Raw genomic sequence first — 16,948 nt, 5'->3', positions numbered from 1 at the left:
GGGGGGGGGGGGGCTGGGGGGGGCCGGATGGCGGTGAGGTCCGGAACGCCGCCCCGCCCACGCCGTCATCCCGGACTGGTTCCGGGGTCCACCGCGCCGCGTGCCTCGGCCGTGCCTAGGTGTGACGCGGTGGATGCCGGGACAGGCCCGGCATGACGGGAGTGGGTGCTTGCGCCCACACTCCGCCAGTACCTCATTGTGCTCCCGCGAAGGATGATCGGGTCGCATCGTCCCCCGGACGATGCTTGAACGTGCGGGGCACGTTCAACCCGATCATAGCCCAGACTGGGTCCCCGCCTTCGCGGGGACACATGTGGCGGGACGTATTATTCGGGCCGGATATCGAACGCCTTCGAACGTCCGCCGCCCCGCATTCTTCAGCCGTGCGGGATCGAGGCACCGTGGATGCCGGGACAAGCCCGGTAGACGGACGGGTGTCGCGTGACGGACCCGCCCCCCTCTGCCTACGCCGCCGCCGCCAGTTCCCGATACGCTTTCCGCAGCGACACCTTGTCGATCTTCTCCGTCCCCAGCCGCGGCAGCGGGTCGGTCGCGATCCATATCCGCTGCGGCACCTTGAACGCGGCGATATGCTGCGACAGGAACGCGATCAGGTCGTCGGCCTCGATCACCCCGTCCTCGCGCAGGTGGACGACCGCGCCCGGGACCTCGCCGAAGCGTTCGTCGGGCAGGCCGAAGACGCAGGCCTCCGCGACCTCGGGATGCTCGTACAGCGCGGCCTCGACCTCCTGGCAGCTGATGTTCTCGCCGCCGCGGATGATGATGTCCTTCTTGCGGTCGACGATGAACAGATACCCTTCCGCGTCCAGCGTGCCGATGTCGCCGGTGCGGAAATAGCCGTCGTCGGTGAAGGCGTCGGCGGTCGCGTCCGGCCTGCCCCAATATTCCTGGAAATTGGCGGCGGAACGGATGCACACCTCCCCGCGCGCGCCCTGCGGCACGGGCCTTCCGTCGTCGTCCAGGATGGCCAGGTCGACCAGCGGCAGCGACGGGCGGCCGGCGGAATTAGGCTTGGCCAGGTAATTGCCGCGCCAGTTGCCCGTGCCCACGCCGTTCGTTTCGGTCAGGCCGTAGCCGATCAGCGGCGCGCCCTCCATTTCCTGGTCGATGCGTTTCACATGCTCCACCGGGCGCGGGGCGCCGCCCGCGGCGATGTCCGTCACGGTCGACAGGTCGTAGTTCGCGCGATCGGGGTGCGTCAGCATCTCGAAGCTCATCAGCGGCACGCCGACGAAATAGGTGACCTTCTCCTGCTGGATCAGGCGCATCGCCTCCGCCGCATCCCATTTGGGCATCAGCACCAGTTTCCGCCCGATCGCGAACGACTGGAGCATCACGGGCACCTCCGCGGTGACGTGGAACAGCGGCACGTTCAGCAGGGTGGCGGGTTGCAGGGGCGCGGGCGCCTCCGGTCCGGCGGCGGCGGCGTCCTGCGTCGCGATCGCCAGCATCATCAGCGCGCTGGCGAGATAGTTGAAGATGCCCTGCACGACCTGGAAATGCGTCGACAGCGCGCCCTTCGACTGGCCGGTCGAGCCGGAGGTGAACAGGATCGTGGCATGGTCGTCGCCCGACAGGTCGGGCAGCGCCACGTCGCGATCGGCCAGCAGCGGGGCGAGTGCGACGTCGAGCGGCTTCAGGTCGTCGAACTCCACCACGCGCCAGCCTGCGTCCGCGATCTCCGCCAGCCGCCGCGTGCGCGGGGGATCGGCGAAGACGATGCGGACGCCGACGTCGCGGATCGACGCCTCCAGCTCCTCCTTCTGCCACCATCCGTTCAGCAGCGTCGCGACCCCGCCCGCGATCAGGATGCCCATGTACAGCACGATCCACGACGGCGAATTGCGCGCCGCGATGCCGATCCGGTCGCCCTTCGCCACCCCATGGTCCGCGATCAGCGCGCGTGCGACCTTCATCGCGGCGGCATGGGCCTGCGCGTAGGTCAGCCGCTCGTCGCCCGCCACGAGGAATTCGGTGTCGGCATGCTGGGCGGAGAAATGCGCGAAATAGGCCGCCAGGTGCGGCGGCGCGGCGGCGATGTAGGGCAGGTCCTGTCCGAACCGCGTGACGCGGCCCAGCGGCAGCGCGCCGCCCTCCCCCGTCATCGCCGCCATCACGGCATCCATGCGCTGGTCCAGCTCCGTCCGCATTCGTCTCTCCGCTTGGTTCTGTCGTTTGCACCCCTTATGCAGGCGCGGTTCGAGAGGGGAAAGCCTTGATCCTGCCAGTTATCGCCGCCGCCGCCGGGGTGGCCGCGGACCATGTCCGCTTCGCCGACCTGGGGTTGCATCCCGACGTCTTCTCGATCGGCTTCTTCACGCTGCGCTGGTACAGCCTAGCCTATATCGCGGGTATCGTCGTCGGCTGGTGGTACCTGCTGAAACTGCTGGCGCAACCGGGGGCGCCGATGGCGCGGCGCCATGCCGACGACCTGGTGTTCTATGCGACGCTGGGGATCATCCTGGGCGGCCGGATCGGCTATGTCCTGTTCTACGCGCCGCGGATGCTGCTGGAACCGCTGTCGGTGTTCCGGCTGTGGGATGGGGGGATGAGCTTCCACGGCGGGGTGATCGGCACGTCGCTGGGGCTGATCTGGTTCGCGCGGCGGCACGGGCTCGACTGGCTGCGCATCCACGATTACGTCGCGTGCGTGGTGCCGTTCGGCCTGTTCTTCGGCCGGCTCGCCAATTTCGTGAACGGGGAATTGTGGGGGAAGCCGACCGACGCGGCATGGGGCATCGTGTTCGAGCGCACGGTGCCGATCGGCATGATCGAGCCCGCGCGGCATCCCAGCCAGCTGTACGAGGCGGGGCTGGAGGGCGTCGCGCTGTTCGCGCTGCTGTTCTATTTCTTCTGGCGGACGAAGGCGCGGTACAATCCGGGGATGCTGGTCGGGATCTTCCTGGCCGGATACGGCGTCGCGCGCTTCACGGTCGAATTCTTCCGCGAACCCGACCAGCAATTGCGCGAATTCGCGGCGGCGACCGGCCTGCACATGGGCCAGTGGCTGTGCGTGCCGATGATCGCGGGCGGCGCGTTCCTGATCGCGACCGCGAAGAAAAGGCGGCAGCGGGTGGAGCCGCTCGCGGGCGGGGAGAGCGTGGCGTAGGGTCACTCCACGTCGTCTCCCCGGCGAAGGCCGGGGTCCAGTGTCCCAACGGCGACCATTGCGTGCGTGGCTCTGGTTCCCGGCCTGCGCCGGGATGACGGATTCGTAAGGCCGGGCCCCGGTTGCCCCCACGGCGCGCTCGCGCCATGGAGGCGCGGTGACCGACAGCCCCCCGCCCGACCCCGCCGAACCCCTGCTCGCCGAACGCCTCGCCCGCGCGATCACGCTGGGCGGGCCGATCCCGGTCAGCCAGTTCATGGGCGCGGCGAACGCGCATTATTACGCGACGCGCGATCCGCTGGGCGCGGGCGGCGATTTCACCACCGCGCCGGAAATCAGCCAGATGTTCGGGGAGCTGATCGGCGCCTGGGCCGCGGACCTGTGGGACCGGGCGGGACGGCCTGTGGTCGCGTGGGTGGAGCTGGGGCCGGGGCGCGGCACGCTGACCGCCGACGCACTGCGCGTCATGGCGCGCGCCGGGCTGACACCCGCGGTGCATTTCGTGGAGACCAGCCCGACGCTCCGCACCGCGCAGGCCCGCCTCGTGCCAGACGCGACGTGGCATGACGGTCTCGCGTCGCTGCCCGACGACGTGCCGCTGATCGTCGTCGCGAACGAATTCTTCGACGCGCTGCCGATCCGCCAGCTCGTGCGCCGCGGGGCGCAGTGGCACGAGCGGCTGGTGGCGTGCCAGGACCTGCTGTTCCTGCCCGTCGCGGGAAAGGTCGTGCCCGCGGCGATCATCCCGCCCCATCTGGCGGATGCGCCCGCGGGGTCGATCATCGAAACGTCGCCCGCCGGCGTCGCGGTGATGGCGGACCTGTCGGCGCGGATCGTCGCGCAGGGGGGCGCGGCGCTGGTGATCGATTACGGTTACGACGGCCCGGCGGTGGGCGACACGTTGCAGGCGGTGCGCGCGCACGGCTTCGCGAATCCGTTCGACGCGCCGGGGGAGCAGGACCTGACCGCGCATGTCGACATGGCGACGCTGGCGCTCGTGGCGCAGGCGTCGGGCGCGCGGGTCGGCGGGGCGATCGGCCAGGGCGCGTTCCTGACCGCGCTGGGCATCGATGCGCGGGCCGCCGCGCTGGGCGAGCGGGTCGCGCCCGATCGCGCGCGGCTGGTGGAGGAGATGGGCGAGCTGTTCCGCGTCGTGTCGATTCGTCACGCCGACTGGCCCGAACCGGCGGGCTTCGCATGAGCGCGGTGTCGTTCCGCGAGGCGTATCGCGGCGATGCGACCGCGGTCGCGACGCTGGCGCGGCGGACCTTCACCGACACGTTCGGCTATCTGTACGCCCCCGACGACCTGGAGATCTTCCTCGCGCGCCACACGCCCCGGGCCTGGGCGGCGGAGATCGCGGACCCGGCGTTCGCGGTGCGGCTGGTGGAGGCGGACGGCAGCCTCGTCGGCTATGCGAAACTCGGCCCGCCGTCGCTGCCCTTCACCCCGCCCGCGGGCGCGATCGAACTCAGGCAATTCTACCTGCTCGACGGCTGGCAGGGCGTCGGCCTCGCCCCGAAGCTGATGGACTGGGCGATCGGCGAGGCGCGGGCGCGCGGGATGCGCGCGCTGTACCTGTCGGTATTCGTGGACAATCACCGCGCGCGCCGCTTCTACCTGAAGCGCGGCTTCGTCGAGGTCGGGCCCTATGCGTTCATGGTCGGCAACCATGCGGACGAGGATATCGTGATGAGGCTGGACCTGTGACCGTGGACGTGACCCGCGCGCGCGCGCTGGCGGACGTGCCGCACGGCTTCCTCGGGCGGCGCGGCGGCGTGTCGACGGGCGTGACCGAGGGGCTGGACCTGGGACGACGCGGGCAGGACGATATCGGTCCGGAACTGGCGGAGAACCGGCGCCGCGCGGTGGCGGCGGTGGCGCCGGGGCGCACGCTGTCGACACTGTACCAGGTGCATTCGGCCGAGTGTGTGACGCTGTCCGCGCCGGTGGACGACGGCGCGCGCCCGCATGCCGATGCGATGGCGACCGACCGGCCGAATATCGTTCTGGGCATCCTGACCGCGGATTGCGCGCCGGTGCTGCTGGCGGATACGGCCGCGGGGGTGATCGGCGCGGCCCATGCGGGGTGGAAGGGCGCGATCGGCGGCGTCACCGATGCCACGATCGCGGCGATGGAGGCGCTGGGCGCGGACCGCGCGCGCATCGTCGCCGCGGTCGGCCCGTGCATCGCGCGCGCCAGCTACGAGGTGGACGACGCCTTCCGTGCGCGGTTCGAGGACGCGGACCGCGAGAACGAGCGGTTCTTCGCCGATGCGCGCGCGGGCCATGCGCGGTTCGACCTGGAAGGATATGTCGCGCACCGGCTCGCCGCCGCGGGCGTCGGGACGGTCGAGGCGCTGGGGCTGGACACCTATGCCGACGCGGCGCGCTTCTACAGCTATCGCCGCGCGACGCATCGCGGCGAGGCGGATTACGGGCGGCAGGTATCGCTGATCGCGCTTCCATGATGGATATCCGGCAGATCCTCGACGACGTGGCCGGGGAGATCGCGCGCGACGCCGCGACGATCGAGGCGGATGCCGACGCGAAGGAGGAGGGGCTGGCCCCCGGCCCGTTCGGCGTCGCCGTCGCCCTGGCGGATGGCGGGACGTACCGGGCGGGCGCGGCGGACACGCGCTTTGCGATCCAGAGCATCGCCAAGGTCTTCGCACTGGAATGCGCGCTGGCCGCGGTCGGCGACGATGTGTTCGACCGCGTCGGGCGCGAACCGTCGGGCGACCCGTTCAATTCCATCGTCGACCTGGAACGGACGAAGGGGATTCCGCGCAATCCCTTCATCAACGCGGGCGCGCTGGCGGTGGTCGACCAATTGGTCGACGGCGGCCGCGCGGATGCGGTGATGCAGGCGGTGGCGCGGCGGATCGGCGTGCCGGTGGTGCTGGACGAGGACGTGATGGCGTCGGAGCACGACGGCGGCGACCTGAACCGCGCGCTGATGAGCTTCATGCGCCATCACGACAATCTGCGCGCGCCGATCGACGACGTGATGGCGTCCTATGTCCGGCAATGCGCGATCTCGCTCGATTGCGGGCTGCTGGCGACGGCGGGGCTGTTCCTGGCGGAGACGCGCGGGAAGGGCGACGCGGCGCGGCGGATGCGGACCGTGCTGGCGCTGATGATGACGTGCGGCCATTACGATGCGTCGGGCGATTTCGCGGTGCGCGTCGGCCTGCCCGCCAAGAGCGGGGTCGGCGGCGGCATCCTGGCCGTCGTGCCGGGCGTGGGCGCGGTGGCGACATGGTCGCCGAACCTGGACCAGCACGGCAACAGCATGCTGGGCGTGCGGGGGCTGGAGATGATCGCGGATCGCGCGGGATGGTCGGTGTTCGGCGGGTGACCCGATGCGTTCCCCTCCGTCCGGCCTGCGCGACGTCCGAAGGCCACACGGCACATCGATGCGGCGTCACCCCACCGCCAGCAGTTCGATCGCATCCTCGCGCCCGTTGAACGGCAGCAGGTCCCCCGCCTCCGCCCCCAGCAAGGCACGCGCCAGCGGGGCGGAGAAGGGGAGGAGGTCGGCCGCCGGATCGGCCTCGTCGTCGCCGACCAGCGTCACCGTGCGCGCCTTGCCCGCCAGCGTGAACGTGACGCGGCTGCCGAAGCCCACGACGCCGTCGCCGCGCGGCGCGGTCGGGATCGCGGTCGTGCGGCGGGTGTGCCAGTAGCGCAGGTCGCGGCGCAGCGCCTTTTCCTCCTCCGCATCGTCGGTGGCGGCGACCTGCGCGTCCAGCGCGGCGATGCGTTCCGCGATCAGCGCCAGCCCCGCGGGGGTGACGAGGTTCGGGCCGCGCGGGATCGGCAGCTCGAACTTCGGTTCCAGATGTTCCTCGTCGCTTTCGCGGCGGAAGGCGACGCTCATGACCGGGGGCTCATCCCAGTTTCCCGAATTCGCGTTCGAAGCCCGCGCGGTCGCCCGCCGCCAGCAATCGCGCCTGGTCGCGCCAGCGGTCGCGCTCCATCCGGCCCTGGAAGGGGGCGAGCTGCGCGTCGAGGTCCGCGGCCTGCGCGTCGGTCAATGCCGCCATCTGCTCCACGTCGGTGATGCCAAGTTCGCCCAGCCGGGTCGCGATCTTCGGCCCCAGGCCCTTCAGCCGGGTGACGGGCATTGCCGCGCCGCCGACGTCGGACGGCGGATCCGCGGCGATCGTGGCGGGGGAGGCGTCCAGCGGCGCGGCGGCGGGGATCGGCTCGTCGGCCAGCGGCGCGGGGTCGGCGGGCATCCCCGGCGCGGGCTGGTCCGCCAGCGGCGGCGGGGCGGGGGCGGCCGGGACGGGCGCGGCGGGAACGGGCGCGGGGGGCGCGACAGGCGCGGGGGACGCGTCCGCCGTCTTCGCCGCGGGCGTCGGCGCGGGCTCGACCGGCGCGCCCTCGACCACGTCGCGCACCGCCACGCCGTCGGCGCGCAGCGCGTCGATCCGCGCCTGCTCCTCCTGCTCCGCGGCCACGCGGCGCCGCTTGTTGCGGGCGCCCACGATCATGCCGATCACGGTCAGGACCGCGAGGATCGCCACAAGCGCGAGCGAGGCGAACACCAGAAGATTGTCCTGCGAGATCGGCTCCATCGAGAAGCTGCCGGAATCCATGTGCGTCCCCTTTTCGATCGACCGCCCAACGCCCCAATCGCGCCGCGGGTGCCGGGGATCAAGCGATAAGGGTCACGGCGCGCGCAGGCGCATCCGTTCCAGCGCCGCGCGGAACACCGCGGGCAGGTCCTCGCCCACCGGATGCGTCATCACGATGACCGTTTCCGACGTCGCGATCGCGCGGCCGTCCTGGTGCATCGCGGCCAGCACCTCGTACGATCGCGCGCCGATATGGCCCACGCCGATCGCGATCGCGACATCGGCGGGGTAGCCGCCCTCGTGCAGGTAGCTGATCGTGTTCGACGCCACAACCGCGCGAAAGCCGTCGCGCGCATTCTCCCGCCCGATCGCGCGGAAGAAGCGCACGCGCGCATCCTCGAACATCGCGGCGAAGGCCACGTTGTTGAGGTGCCCCATCGCGTCCAGGTCCTGGAACCGCGTCGGGATCACCTGGTGATGGGGATAGCTTTCCGGCAGCAGCCGGTGCGGGGCGGGACGGGGCATGGACGACCTTCTTTTCTTATCGTGCGACCATGCCCACCCCGGACCCCTCCCGCAAGCGGGAGGGGGGCAGGCGGATCAGCGCGGCGCCATGCGGATCGCGCCGTCGAGGCGGACGTCCTCGCCGTTGAAATAGCCGTTCTCGATCATCGTCAGCGCGAGGCTGGCATATTCCTCCGGGTTCCCCAGTCGCTTGGGGAAGGGCACCTGCGCGCCCAGCGCATCCTTCACGTTCTGCGGCGCGGCGGCCAGCAGGGGGGTGTTGAAGATGCCGGGCAGGATCGTGTTGACGCGGATCGCCTCGCTCATCAGGTCGCGCGCGATCGGCAGGGTCATGCCGACGACGCCGCCCTTGGACGCGGAATAGGCCGCCTGGCCCATCTGCCCGTCCTCCGCCGCCACGCTCGCGGTGTTGACGATCGCGCCGCGGTCGCCATCCTCCAGCGCGTCGAGCGTCATCATCCCCGCCGCCGACTTGGCGATGCAGCGGAACGTGCCGACCAGGTTGATCTGCACGATCATGTTGAACGCATCGAGCGGGAAGTGCTTGATGCTGCCGTCTTCCTTCTTGCGGCTGGCGGTCTTGATCGCGTTGCCGGTGCCGGCGCAATTGACCAGGATCCGCTCCTGCCCGATCGTGGCGCGCGCCTTCTCGAAGCCCGCGTCGACGCTGGCTTCGTCGGTGACGTTGACCTTGCAGAACACGCCGCCCAGCTCAGCTGCAAGCGCCTCGCCCTTTTCCTCGTTCAGGTCGAACAGCGCGACCTTCACGCCCTTCGCCGCCAGCGCGCGCGCGGTCGCGGCGCCCAGGCCGGACGCGCCGCCGGTGATGACGGCGGAAATATTGTTGTCGAGCTTCACGTCAGAAATCCTCCCCATGGTAAAGGATGTGTCCCCGCGAAGGCGGGGACCCAGTCTGGGCTCCCGCCTTCGCGGCAGCACAATGATCGTAGCGCGTTACGCCGCCTTCGCGTCGCCGCCCTGCCAGTCGCAATTTTCGATGATCGTGACGTTGGCCACGCCGCCGCCCTCGCACATCGTCTGCAACCCGTACCGGCCGCCGCGGCGCTTCAGTTCGTGGACCAACGTCGCCATCAGCTTCGTTCCCGACGCGCCCAGCGGATGCCCCAAAGCGATCGCGCCGCCGTTGACGTTGAGCTTGCTGGGATCGGCACCGGTGTGCTTCAGCCACGCCATCGGCACGGGCGCGAACGCCTCGTTCACCTCGTACAGGTCGATGTCCTCGATCTTCAGCCCCGCACGGTCCAGCGCCTTGTCCGTGGCGTACAGCGGCTCTTCCAGCATCACGACCGGGTCGCCCGCGGTGACGGTCAGATTCACGATCTTCGCCAGCGGCTTCAGCCCGTATTTCTCCAGCGCGGCGGCCGACACGATCAGCACCGCACTGGCGCCGTCGCAGATCTGCGACGAGGAGGCGGCGGTGATGACGCCCGTGTCGGACAGCTTCTTCACGCCCGCCATGCCCTCGGCACTGGCGTCGTAGCGGATGCCCTCGTCGCTGGCATGCGCCTCACCGTCGACGTCGATCGCGACGATCTCGTCCTTGAACTTCCCCGCCTGCGTCGCGGCCGCACCCTTCTGGTGGCTGGCGAGCGAATAGGCGTCGAGGTCCTCGCGCGCGAAGCCGAACTTCTTGGCGATCATCTCCGCGCCCGCGAACTGGCTGAACTGGATGCCGGGATATTTCTCCTCCAGCCCCGGCGACTTGTTCTTGCCGAGCCCGGCGTCGTAGAACAGCTTGAACGTGGACCCCATCGGCACGCGCGTCATGCTCTCCACGCCCGCCGCGATCACGACGTCCTGCGTCCCGCTCATCACCGCCTGCGCCGCGAACTGGATCGCCTGCTGCGACGAGCCGCACTGGCGGTCGATCGTGACCGCGGGGGTCGATTGCGGCAGCTTCTTCGCCGCCAGCACCGCGTTGCGCCCGACCTGCCCGGCCTGTTCGCCACCCTGGCTGACGCAGCCCATCACGACGTCCTCGACCGCCTCGCCGGGAATGCCCGACCGTTCGATCACCGCGTCCAGCACCTTCGCGGCCAGGTCGACGGGATGCACGCCCGCCAGCTTTCCGCCGCGACGCCCGCCCGCGGTACGGACCGCTTCGACGATAAAGGCTTCGGCCATCTTCCGAGTCTCCATAACAAGTGTTATCCCGGCGCTAGATGGCGCGAATTGACGCGAACGGCAAGTGGAGACGCGAATGGATGTTACTCGGGCGGTCGCGGCACGGCGATCGGTACGCGGATTTCTCGACCGGGAGATCGACCTTGCCACGCTGAAGGACCTGGCGATCAAATCGTCGCGCGCGGCGACGGGGGGGAACATCCAGCCGTGGCACGTCGACATCGTTCATGGGGAATCGATGAAGCGGCTGAAGGCGATCATGGCGGGGAAGATCGAACGCCGCGAGACCGAGACGCCCGGCTACGACATCTATCCGCGCGAGATGGACGACCTGTACCGCCAGCGCACCTTCGCGATCGGGGAGGAGATGTACGGCCGCCTCGGCATCCCGCGCGAGGACAAGAAGGCGCGCGCGATCTGGTTCGCGCGCAATTTCCAGTTCTTCGGCGCGCCCGCGGCCTATTTCGTCACCGTCGACCGCCGCATGGGGCCGCCGCAATGGTCGGACCTCGGCATGTATCTGCAAACGCTGATGCTGCTGGCGGTCGAGCACGGGCTGGCGACCTGCCCGCAGGAATGCTGGGCGGTATATCCCAAGACGGTGGAGGCGTTCCTGGAGGTGCCCGAGGAGCGGATGCTGTTCTGCGGCGTGGCGATCGGATACGAGGACACAGCCGACCCCGCGAACGCGACGCGCAGCGCGCGCGCGCCGGAGGAGGAATGGCTGGTGGTGCGGGGGTAGGGTCTTGCGTGCGTCGTATCGTTCGGCGCCGACAGGCCGATCCGTCATGCCGGACTGGTCCCGGCATCCACCCCTCCGCTCACTCTCCCCGATGAGGTCCGGCGGCACCGTGGATGCCGGGACGAGCCCGGCATGACGGAAGGGCTGGGAGAGGAGAAGCGCCGTACCGCCCCCGTTCGTGCTGAGCGAAGTCGAAGCATATGCGGCGTGCATGGCCTTCGACTACGCTCAGGCCGAACGGGGGTTGGGGGACTAGCCCAACCACCGTCGCCCCTGCGAAGGCAGGGGCCCATGGCTCCCGCCGCACGACGAAACGGCGGCACGGGCGATCGCTCGCCCGCACCGCCGTTACGCGTAACCCGACACTCCCGACCCCCGCGTTGCGCAGGGGCAAGCGGATCAGCCCGCGGTGGCGCGCGACCCACCGCCGCCGCCGCCACGACCGCGGCCACCCCGGCCGCCGCCGCCGCCCGAGCCGCCGCGACGGCTGGCGTTGGCGTAGTTGCGGCCGCCGGTCGACGCCGCGGTCCCGCCGTTCGGATCATGCTGGCGCGAACCGTGGCTGGGGCGCGGGGCGTGCGTCGCCTTGGGACGCGCCGGGCCGCGCTGCTGGCGCGGGCGATCCTCGCGCGGGGCGGGGTCCGCACCGATCGTCTTCGCCCGCTCCGCGCGCAGCGCGTCCGCGCGCTTCAGGAAATCCTCCGGCAGCGAACCGACCGCGACCTTCTGCCGCGTCAGCTTCTCGATATCGCGCAAATACGGCTTCTCGTCATCCGCCACGAACGCGATCGCCTCCCCGCTGGCGCCCGCGCGCGCGGTGCGGCCGATGCGGTGGACATATTGCTCGGGCACGTTGGGCAGTTCGAAGTTAAACACATGGCTCACCCCCGACACATCGATCCCGCGCGCCGCGATGTCGGTCGCGACCAGAATCGGCACGTCGCCCGACTTGAACGCCGCCAGCGCCCGCTCGCGCTGCGGCTGCGACTTGTTGCCGTGGATCGCGTTCGACGCGATGCCGTTGCCCGCCAGCAGCTTCACGACGCGGTCCGCGCCATGCTTCGTGCGCGTGAACACCAATGCGCGATCGATGTCCTTCGTCTCGCGCAGCAGGATCGTCAGCAGCGCCTGCTTCTCCGCCTGGTTGCAGAAGATCGCGGACTGCTCGACGCGCTCCGCGGTGGTCGCGGCGGGCTTGATCGACACGGTCGCGGGATCGTTCAGGAACTGCGCCGCCAGCTCGCGGATCGCGGTCGGCATCGTGGCGCTGAAGAACAGGGTCTGGCGCTTCCGCGGCACCATCCGCACGATCTTCTTCAGCGCATGGATGAAGCCCAGGTCCATCATCTGGTCCGCCTCGTCCAGCACCAGGATCTCGGTCATCGACAGGTTGATGTAGCCCTGCTCGACGCAATCGATCAGGCGGCCGGGCGTGGCGACGAGGATGTCGACGCCGCGGCTCATGTCCTGCCGGTTCTTGTTGATGCTGGTGCCGCCGAAGACGGTGACGACCGACATCTTGCTGAACTGGCCATAGCCGCGCGCGCTGTCCGCGATCTGGCTGGCGAGTTCGCGCGTGGGGGCGAGGACGAGCATGCGGCAATGCGTCGGCAGGACGCGCTTGCCCGATTCGACGAGGCGCTGGATCGACGGCAGCACGAACGCCGCGGTCTTGCCCGTGCCGGTCTGCGCGATGCCCAGCAGGTCGCGGCCCTCCAGCAGCGTCGGGATGCTGTCGCGCTGGATCGGGGTGGGCTCGGTATAACCCTTGGCCTCGATCGCGCGAACGAGCGGATCGGCGAGGCCGAGATGGGAGAATGACATGGAAATATAGCCTGTACGTGGCCGTACCGCGCGCGCCGGACGCACGGGTGGCGGGGAGAAAGGACACCCCGCGTGACTTGGGAAGCCGGAGAACCAACCGAGGCGGAGCCGGAACCTGCGAACAGGCTCGATCACGCTGCAAACGCCTCGATGGGGCGGCAGATAGATGCTGCGGTGCGGAATGTCAATGCGGGGTGGCGACGGCCGATGCTGCTGACAGGATGGTGGCAGGAGCAGTGTGGCAGGAAGCGTTCGTCAGCAACGAAAGGGAATATGCCATGACCGACGCCGCCCCGACGCAGATCGTCTTCACCGAAATCCCCGCCGCCGATCCCGAACGCGCCTGCCGCTTCTACGAAACCTTGCTACAGGGAAAGCTCGTGCGCGACGACAACGGGCCCAATCCGATGTGGATGCTTCCCCATGCGCCGGGCGGACACGCCGCGGGCCATATCTATCCCGGCACGCCCGCTGCGGATGGCAACGGGATGACCGCGCATTTCGCGGTGACAGACCAGTTGAGCGATGCGATGGCGCGGGTCAGGCAGGCCGGCGGGGAGGTGGTGTCGGACGTGATCGACATTCCCGTAGGCTCGTTCTTCTATGCGAAGGATACCGAGGGCAACAGCCTCGGACTGTTCCGGTACAACGATTGATGCGCAGGGCCGACCGCCTGTTCCAGATCGTCCAATGTCTGCGCAGCGGTCGGCTCCTGACGGCGGCGATGCTGGCAGAGCGCCTGGAAGTGTCCCGGCGCACGATCTACCGCGACATCGCCGACCTGCAATCGACCGGCGTGCCGATCGACGGGGAGGCTGGGGTCGGCTACGTCCTGCGCAGCGGATACGACCTGCCCCCGCTGATGTTCGCGCGCGACGAGATCGTGGCGTTGGTCGCGGGCATCCGGATGGTCCGGTCGTGGGGTGGCCGGGCGATGGCCCGCGCCGCGGTCGAGGCGCTGGTGAAGATCGAGCTGGTCCTGCCCGAGGCGGAGCGGAAGCGGGTCGCGGATGCCAGCGTGTTCGCGCCGCCGATGGAACTGCCCGATGCGGTGCGCGACCTGATCGATCGCATCGACACCGCGATCGACGGGCGCGACATCCTTACCTTCGGCTATCGCGACCGTGAGGACGCCGCAACCCTTAGGCGGGTCCATCCGCTGGGCCTGTGGTTCTGGGGCAAGGTATGGACGATGGTCGCGTGGTGCGAGACGCGGGCGGACTTCCGCATGTTCCGGCTCGACCGCATGTGGGGGCTGGAGCCCGTCGGCGAGCGATACGTCCCCGCCGCCGAACGATCGCTGGCCGCCTGCGTGCGCCGGTTCGAGGCGGAACACGGTCCGCAGGCCTGACGGTGAAAGGACCGGCAGATGCGCGACGCATCCGCCGGTCGAAGCAAATCACAACTTCCGCGAAATCACTTCCTTCATAATCTCGTTCGTCCCGCCATAAATACGGCTGACCCGCGCCCCGCGCCACATCCGCGCGATCGGATATTCGTTCATATACCCCGCGCCGCCGTGCAGCTGGAGGCAGGCGTCCATCACTTCCCACTGAAGGTCGGTGTGCCACAGCTTCGCCGCGGCGCCTTCCTCGTTCGTCAGCTCGCCCTTCAGGTGGCGGTTGATCGCCCAGTCGAGGTGCGCCCAGCCGACCTGCAATTTCGCCTTCAGGTCCGCCAGCACGAACTTGGTATTCTGGAAATCGAACACGAAGCCCTTGAACGCCTTGCGCTCCTTCGTGAACGCGACGGTGTCGTCGAATGCCTTCTGGCACGACGCCATCACGCTGACCGCGATCGACAGGCGTTCCTGCGGCAACTGGCTCATCAGGTAGACGAAGCCCATCCCCTCCTCGCCCAGGCAGTTGGTGATCGGCACGCGCACGTCCTCGAAAAACAATTCGCTCGTATCCGCCGCATCCTGCCCGATCTTGTCGAGCTTGCGCCCCTTGCTGAAGCCCTCCCGGTCGCTTTCGACCAGGATGATCGACATGCCCTTCCACGCCGGCTGCGCGTCGGGATCGGTCTTCGCCACCACCAGGGTCAGGTCGGTGTTCTGCCCGTTGGTGATATACGTCTTCGACCCGTTGATGACGTAATGGTTGCCGTCCTTCTTCGCGGTCGTGCGGATCGATTGCAGGTCGCTGCCCGTCCCCGGCTCGGTCATCGCGATCGCGGTGATGACGTCGCCCGACACCATCTTGGGCAGCCATTCCTTCTTCTGCTCCTCGCTGCCGTAATGCTCCATATATCCCGCGACGATGTCCGACTGGAGCGAGAAGCCCGCGGGGACGCCGGAATAGGCCATCTCCTCGTCCACGATCGCGTTATACCCGAAATCGAGGCCCAGCCCGCCATACGCCTCCGGCACGGTGGGGCACAGCATCCCGATCTCGCCCGCCTGCTGCCAGAAGGATTTGGGGACCAGCCGGTCCTTCTCCCACTGGTCCGACCGCGGCACGCCCTCCTTCGCCAGGAAGCTGCGCACGGTCTGGCGGAACGCCTCGTGATCCTCGTTATAGGCGAAACGGCCGGCGACCTGGTCGAGCGACATGGGAAAAACCTTCGATTGATGCGATGCCGCGGAACGTGGCGGGGGCGGGACGGGGGGTCAAGTAACTTTTGTTATGGCGCGGGCTGCGGGCCGGTGCCGCTGTCCTACACGCCGCCGCCGGTGTATCCCGTCGACCGACCGCCCTTCCCCGAAACCCGCGCCCGTGCGCCGATCATGCAATACCGCGCCATCGCCTCAACATTCGCAACATTCGCGATTTGTCGATCGTGCAAAAACAATGACTTGGCCAATTCGCCTGCGACGGTCGCGGCGCGCGGCCCGCGTCCCGGCCGCCCGCTATCGACTTCGCGCCGGGCGAGCGGCTAGGGTCGGGACGGAAGAGGAGAATGTCGCATGAAGCTTGCCAGCCTGAAGCACGGCCGCGACGGTCGCCTGGTCGTCGTGTCGGACGATCTGGCATGGTATGCCGATGCGGCGCATATCTGCCCCACGTTGCAGGGCGCGCTGGACGATTGGGACCGGGTCGCGCCCGCGCTGGAGCTGCTCGCCACCGACCTGCGGAACGAGGCGATTCCGCGCGAACGCTTCCACGAACATGACGCCGCCGCCCCCCTGCCGCGCGCCTACCAATGGGCGGACGGCTCCGCCTATGTGAACCACGTCGCGCTGGTGCGGCAGGCGCGCAGCGCGGAGATGCCCGATACGTTCTGGCACGATCCGCTGATGTACCAGGGCGGGTCCGACGGCTTCCTCGGGCCGCGCGACGCCATCCCGCTGGCGGACGAAAGCTGGGGTTGCGACATGGAGGCGGAGGTCGTGGTCGTGACCGGCGACGTGCCGCTCGGCGCGACGCGCGACCAGGCGCTGGAGGCGATCCGGCTGATCGGGCTGACCAACGACGTGTCCCTGCGCAACCTGATACCCGGCGAGCTGGCCAAGGGCTTCGGTTTCTTCCAGTCCAAGCCCGCCTCCGCCTTCTCCCCCGTGTTCGTGACCCCGGACGCGTTGGGCGACTGGTGGAAGGACGGGAAGCTGCATCGCAAGCTGTTCGTCGACCTGAACGGCGCGGCGTTCGGCCGGGCGGAGGCGGGGGAGGACATGACGTTCGACTTCGGTACGCTGGTCGCCCACGCGGCGAAGACGCGCGCGCTGGGCGCGGGCACGATCGTGGGATCGGGCACGGTGTCCAACCGCGGCGAGGACGGCGGGCCGGGTCGGCCGGTCGCGGACGGCGGCGTCGGCTATTCCTGCATCGCGGAGGTCCGCACGATCGAGACGATCCGCGACGGAAAGCCCGCGACGCCGTTCCTGAAGGCGGGCGATACCGTGCGGATCTGGGCGGAGGACGACCGGCACCACCCGATCTTCGGCGTGATCGAGCAGGTGGTGGGCGGCTGACGTCTCCCTCGTGTTCCCGCGCAGGCGGGAACCCAGGGTTGCGCAGGCCAACGATGGTTTCGTGCGTGACCCTGGGCTCCCGC

The 16,948-nt window shown here is 69.4% G+C and carries 17 protein-coding genes; 9 read left to right on the top strand and 8 right to left on the bottom strand.

What is annotated here, in order from left to right:
- Positions 1-464: 464 nt before the first annotated feature.
- Complete coding sequence (locus ASG29_RS14975; RefSeq protein ID WP_055986092.1) at positions 465-2,171, bottom strand: class I adenylate-forming enzyme family protein; 1,707 nt, start codon at positions 2,169-2,171, stop codon at positions 465-467.
- 65 nt (positions 2,172-2,236) lie between these two features.
- Between ASG29_RS14975 and lgt the strand changes: the two genes are divergently transcribed.
- The 5 genes from lgt to glsA all read left to right on the top strand — a co-directional run bounded on the left by lgt (position 2,237) and on the right by glsA (position 6,491).
- Positions 2,237-3,130, top strand: a complete 894-nt coding sequence (gene lgt / locus ASG29_RS14970) for a prolipoprotein diacylglyceryl transferase (RefSeq protein WP_055986089.1) — start codon at positions 2,237-2,239, stop codon at positions 3,128-3,130.
- A 157-nt stretch (positions 3,131-3,287) separates the two neighbouring features.
- Positions 3,288-4,331: a class I SAM-dependent methyltransferase gene (locus tag ASG29_RS14965; RefSeq protein WP_055986087.1), complete on the top strand. Its 1,044-nt coding sequence runs from the start codon at positions 3,288-3,290 to the stop codon at positions 4,329-4,331.
- Positions 4,328-4,840, top strand: coding sequence for a GNAT family N-acetyltransferase (locus ASG29_RS14960; RefSeq protein ID WP_055986085.1), 513 nt, complete (start codon positions 4,328-4,330; stop codon positions 4,838-4,840). The genes ASG29_RS14965 and ASG29_RS14960 overlap by 4 nt, the downstream gene beginning before the upstream one ends.
- Positions 4,837-5,601 carry a peptidoglycan editing factor PgeF gene (gene pgeF / locus ASG29_RS14955; protein ID WP_055986081.1) on the top strand — a complete coding sequence of 255 codons (765 nt, stop codon included), beginning with the start codon at positions 4,837-4,839 and terminating at the stop codon, positions 5,599-5,601. The genes ASG29_RS14960 and pgeF overlap by 4 nt, the downstream gene beginning before the upstream one ends.
- Positions 5,598-6,491 carry a glutaminase A gene (gene glsA, locus ASG29_RS14950; RefSeq protein ID WP_082516181.1) on the top strand — a complete coding sequence of 298 codons (894 nt, stop codon included), beginning with the start codon at positions 5,598-5,600 and terminating at the stop codon, positions 6,489-6,491. Before pgeF ends, glsA begins: the two co-directional genes overlap by 4 nt.
- A 66-nt stretch (positions 6,492-6,557) precedes the next feature.
- Here glsA and ASG29_RS14945 read toward each other — a convergent pair whose 3' ends face one another.
- The 5 genes from ASG29_RS14945 to ASG29_RS14925 form a co-directional block, all read right to left on the bottom strand.
- On the bottom strand, positions 6,558-7,013 hold the full coding sequence (locus tag ASG29_RS14945; RefSeq protein ID WP_055986073.1) for a GreA/GreB family elongation factor: 456 nt from the start codon (positions 7,011-7,013) through the stop codon (positions 6,558-6,560).
- A gap of 10 nt (positions 7,014-7,023) precedes the next feature.
- Positions 7,024-7,737, bottom strand: a complete 714-nt coding sequence (locus tag ASG29_RS14940; protein ID WP_055986070.1) for a hypothetical protein — start codon at positions 7,735-7,737, stop codon at positions 7,024-7,026.
- A 72-nt stretch (positions 7,738-7,809) separates the two neighbouring features.
- Positions 7,810-8,241, bottom strand: a complete 432-nt coding sequence (locus tag ASG29_RS14935; protein ID WP_055986068.1) for an acyl-CoA thioesterase — start codon at positions 8,239-8,241, stop codon at positions 7,810-7,812.
- A gap of 75 nt (positions 8,242-8,316) precedes the next feature.
- Positions 8,317-9,099: an SDR family NAD(P)-dependent oxidoreductase gene (locus ASG29_RS14930; protein ID WP_055986065.1), complete on the bottom strand. Its 783-nt coding sequence runs from the start codon at positions 9,097-9,099 to the stop codon at positions 8,317-8,319.
- A gap of 96 nt (positions 9,100-9,195) precedes the next feature.
- Positions 9,196-10,386 carry an acetyl-CoA C-acetyltransferase gene (locus ASG29_RS14925; protein ID WP_055986581.1) on the bottom strand — a complete coding sequence of 397 codons (1,191 nt, stop codon included), beginning with the start codon at positions 10,384-10,386 and terminating at the stop codon, positions 9,196-9,198.
- Positions 10,387-10,462: 76 nt separating this feature from the next.
- Between ASG29_RS14925 and ASG29_RS14920 the strand changes: the two genes are divergently transcribed.
- A complete protein-coding gene (locus ASG29_RS14920) occupies positions 10,463-11,128 on the top strand; it encodes a nitroreductase (RefSeq protein WP_055986062.1) in 666 nt (221 codons plus the stop codon).
- A 399-nt stretch (positions 11,129-11,527) separates the two neighbouring features.
- On the opposite strand, the gene ASG29_RS14915 is transcribed toward ASG29_RS14920, so the two are convergent.
- Positions 11,528-12,952: a DEAD/DEAH box helicase gene (locus ASG29_RS14915; RefSeq protein ID WP_055986059.1), complete on the bottom strand. Its 1,425-nt coding sequence runs from the start codon at positions 12,950-12,952 to the stop codon at positions 11,528-11,530.
- Between the two features lie 278 nt (positions 12,953-13,230).
- Between ASG29_RS14915 and ASG29_RS16890 the strand changes: the two genes are divergently transcribed.
- Together ASG29_RS16890 and ASG29_RS14905 are read left to right on the top strand one after the other, a co-directional pair.
- Entirely contained in the window at positions 13,231-13,608 is a 378-nt protein-coding gene (locus ASG29_RS16890; RefSeq protein WP_156458078.1) for a VOC family protein, read from the top strand.
- Entirely contained in the window at positions 13,608-14,303 is a 696-nt protein-coding gene (locus tag ASG29_RS14905) for a helix-turn-helix transcriptional regulator (protein ID WP_055986054.1), read from the top strand. Before ASG29_RS16890 ends, ASG29_RS14905 begins: the two co-directional genes overlap by 1 nt.
- Before the next feature lie 48 nt (positions 14,304-14,351).
- Here the strand turns inward: ASG29_RS14905 and ASG29_RS14900 are convergent, their stop codons facing one another.
- A complete protein-coding gene (locus tag ASG29_RS14900) occupies positions 14,352-15,506 on the bottom strand; it encodes an acyl-CoA dehydrogenase family protein (RefSeq protein WP_055986052.1) in 1,155 nt (384 codons plus the stop codon).
- A 354-nt stretch (positions 15,507-15,860) separates the two neighbouring features.
- Here ASG29_RS14900 and ASG29_RS14895 point away from each other — a divergent pair, with 354 nt between their 5' ends.
- Positions 15,861-16,865, top strand: a complete 1,005-nt coding sequence (locus ASG29_RS14895) for a fumarylacetoacetate hydrolase family protein (protein WP_055986047.1) — start codon at positions 15,861-15,863, stop codon at positions 16,863-16,865.
- The last annotated feature ends 83 nt before the right edge of the window (positions 16,866-16,948 follow it).

The sequence above is a fragment of the Sphingomonas sp. Leaf412 genome (assembly GCF_001425405.1).
Lineage (GTDB): Bacteria > Pseudomonadota > Alphaproteobacteria > Sphingomonadales > Sphingomonadaceae > Sphingomonas.
This window is presented reverse-complemented; position numbering and strand designations above follow the sequence as displayed.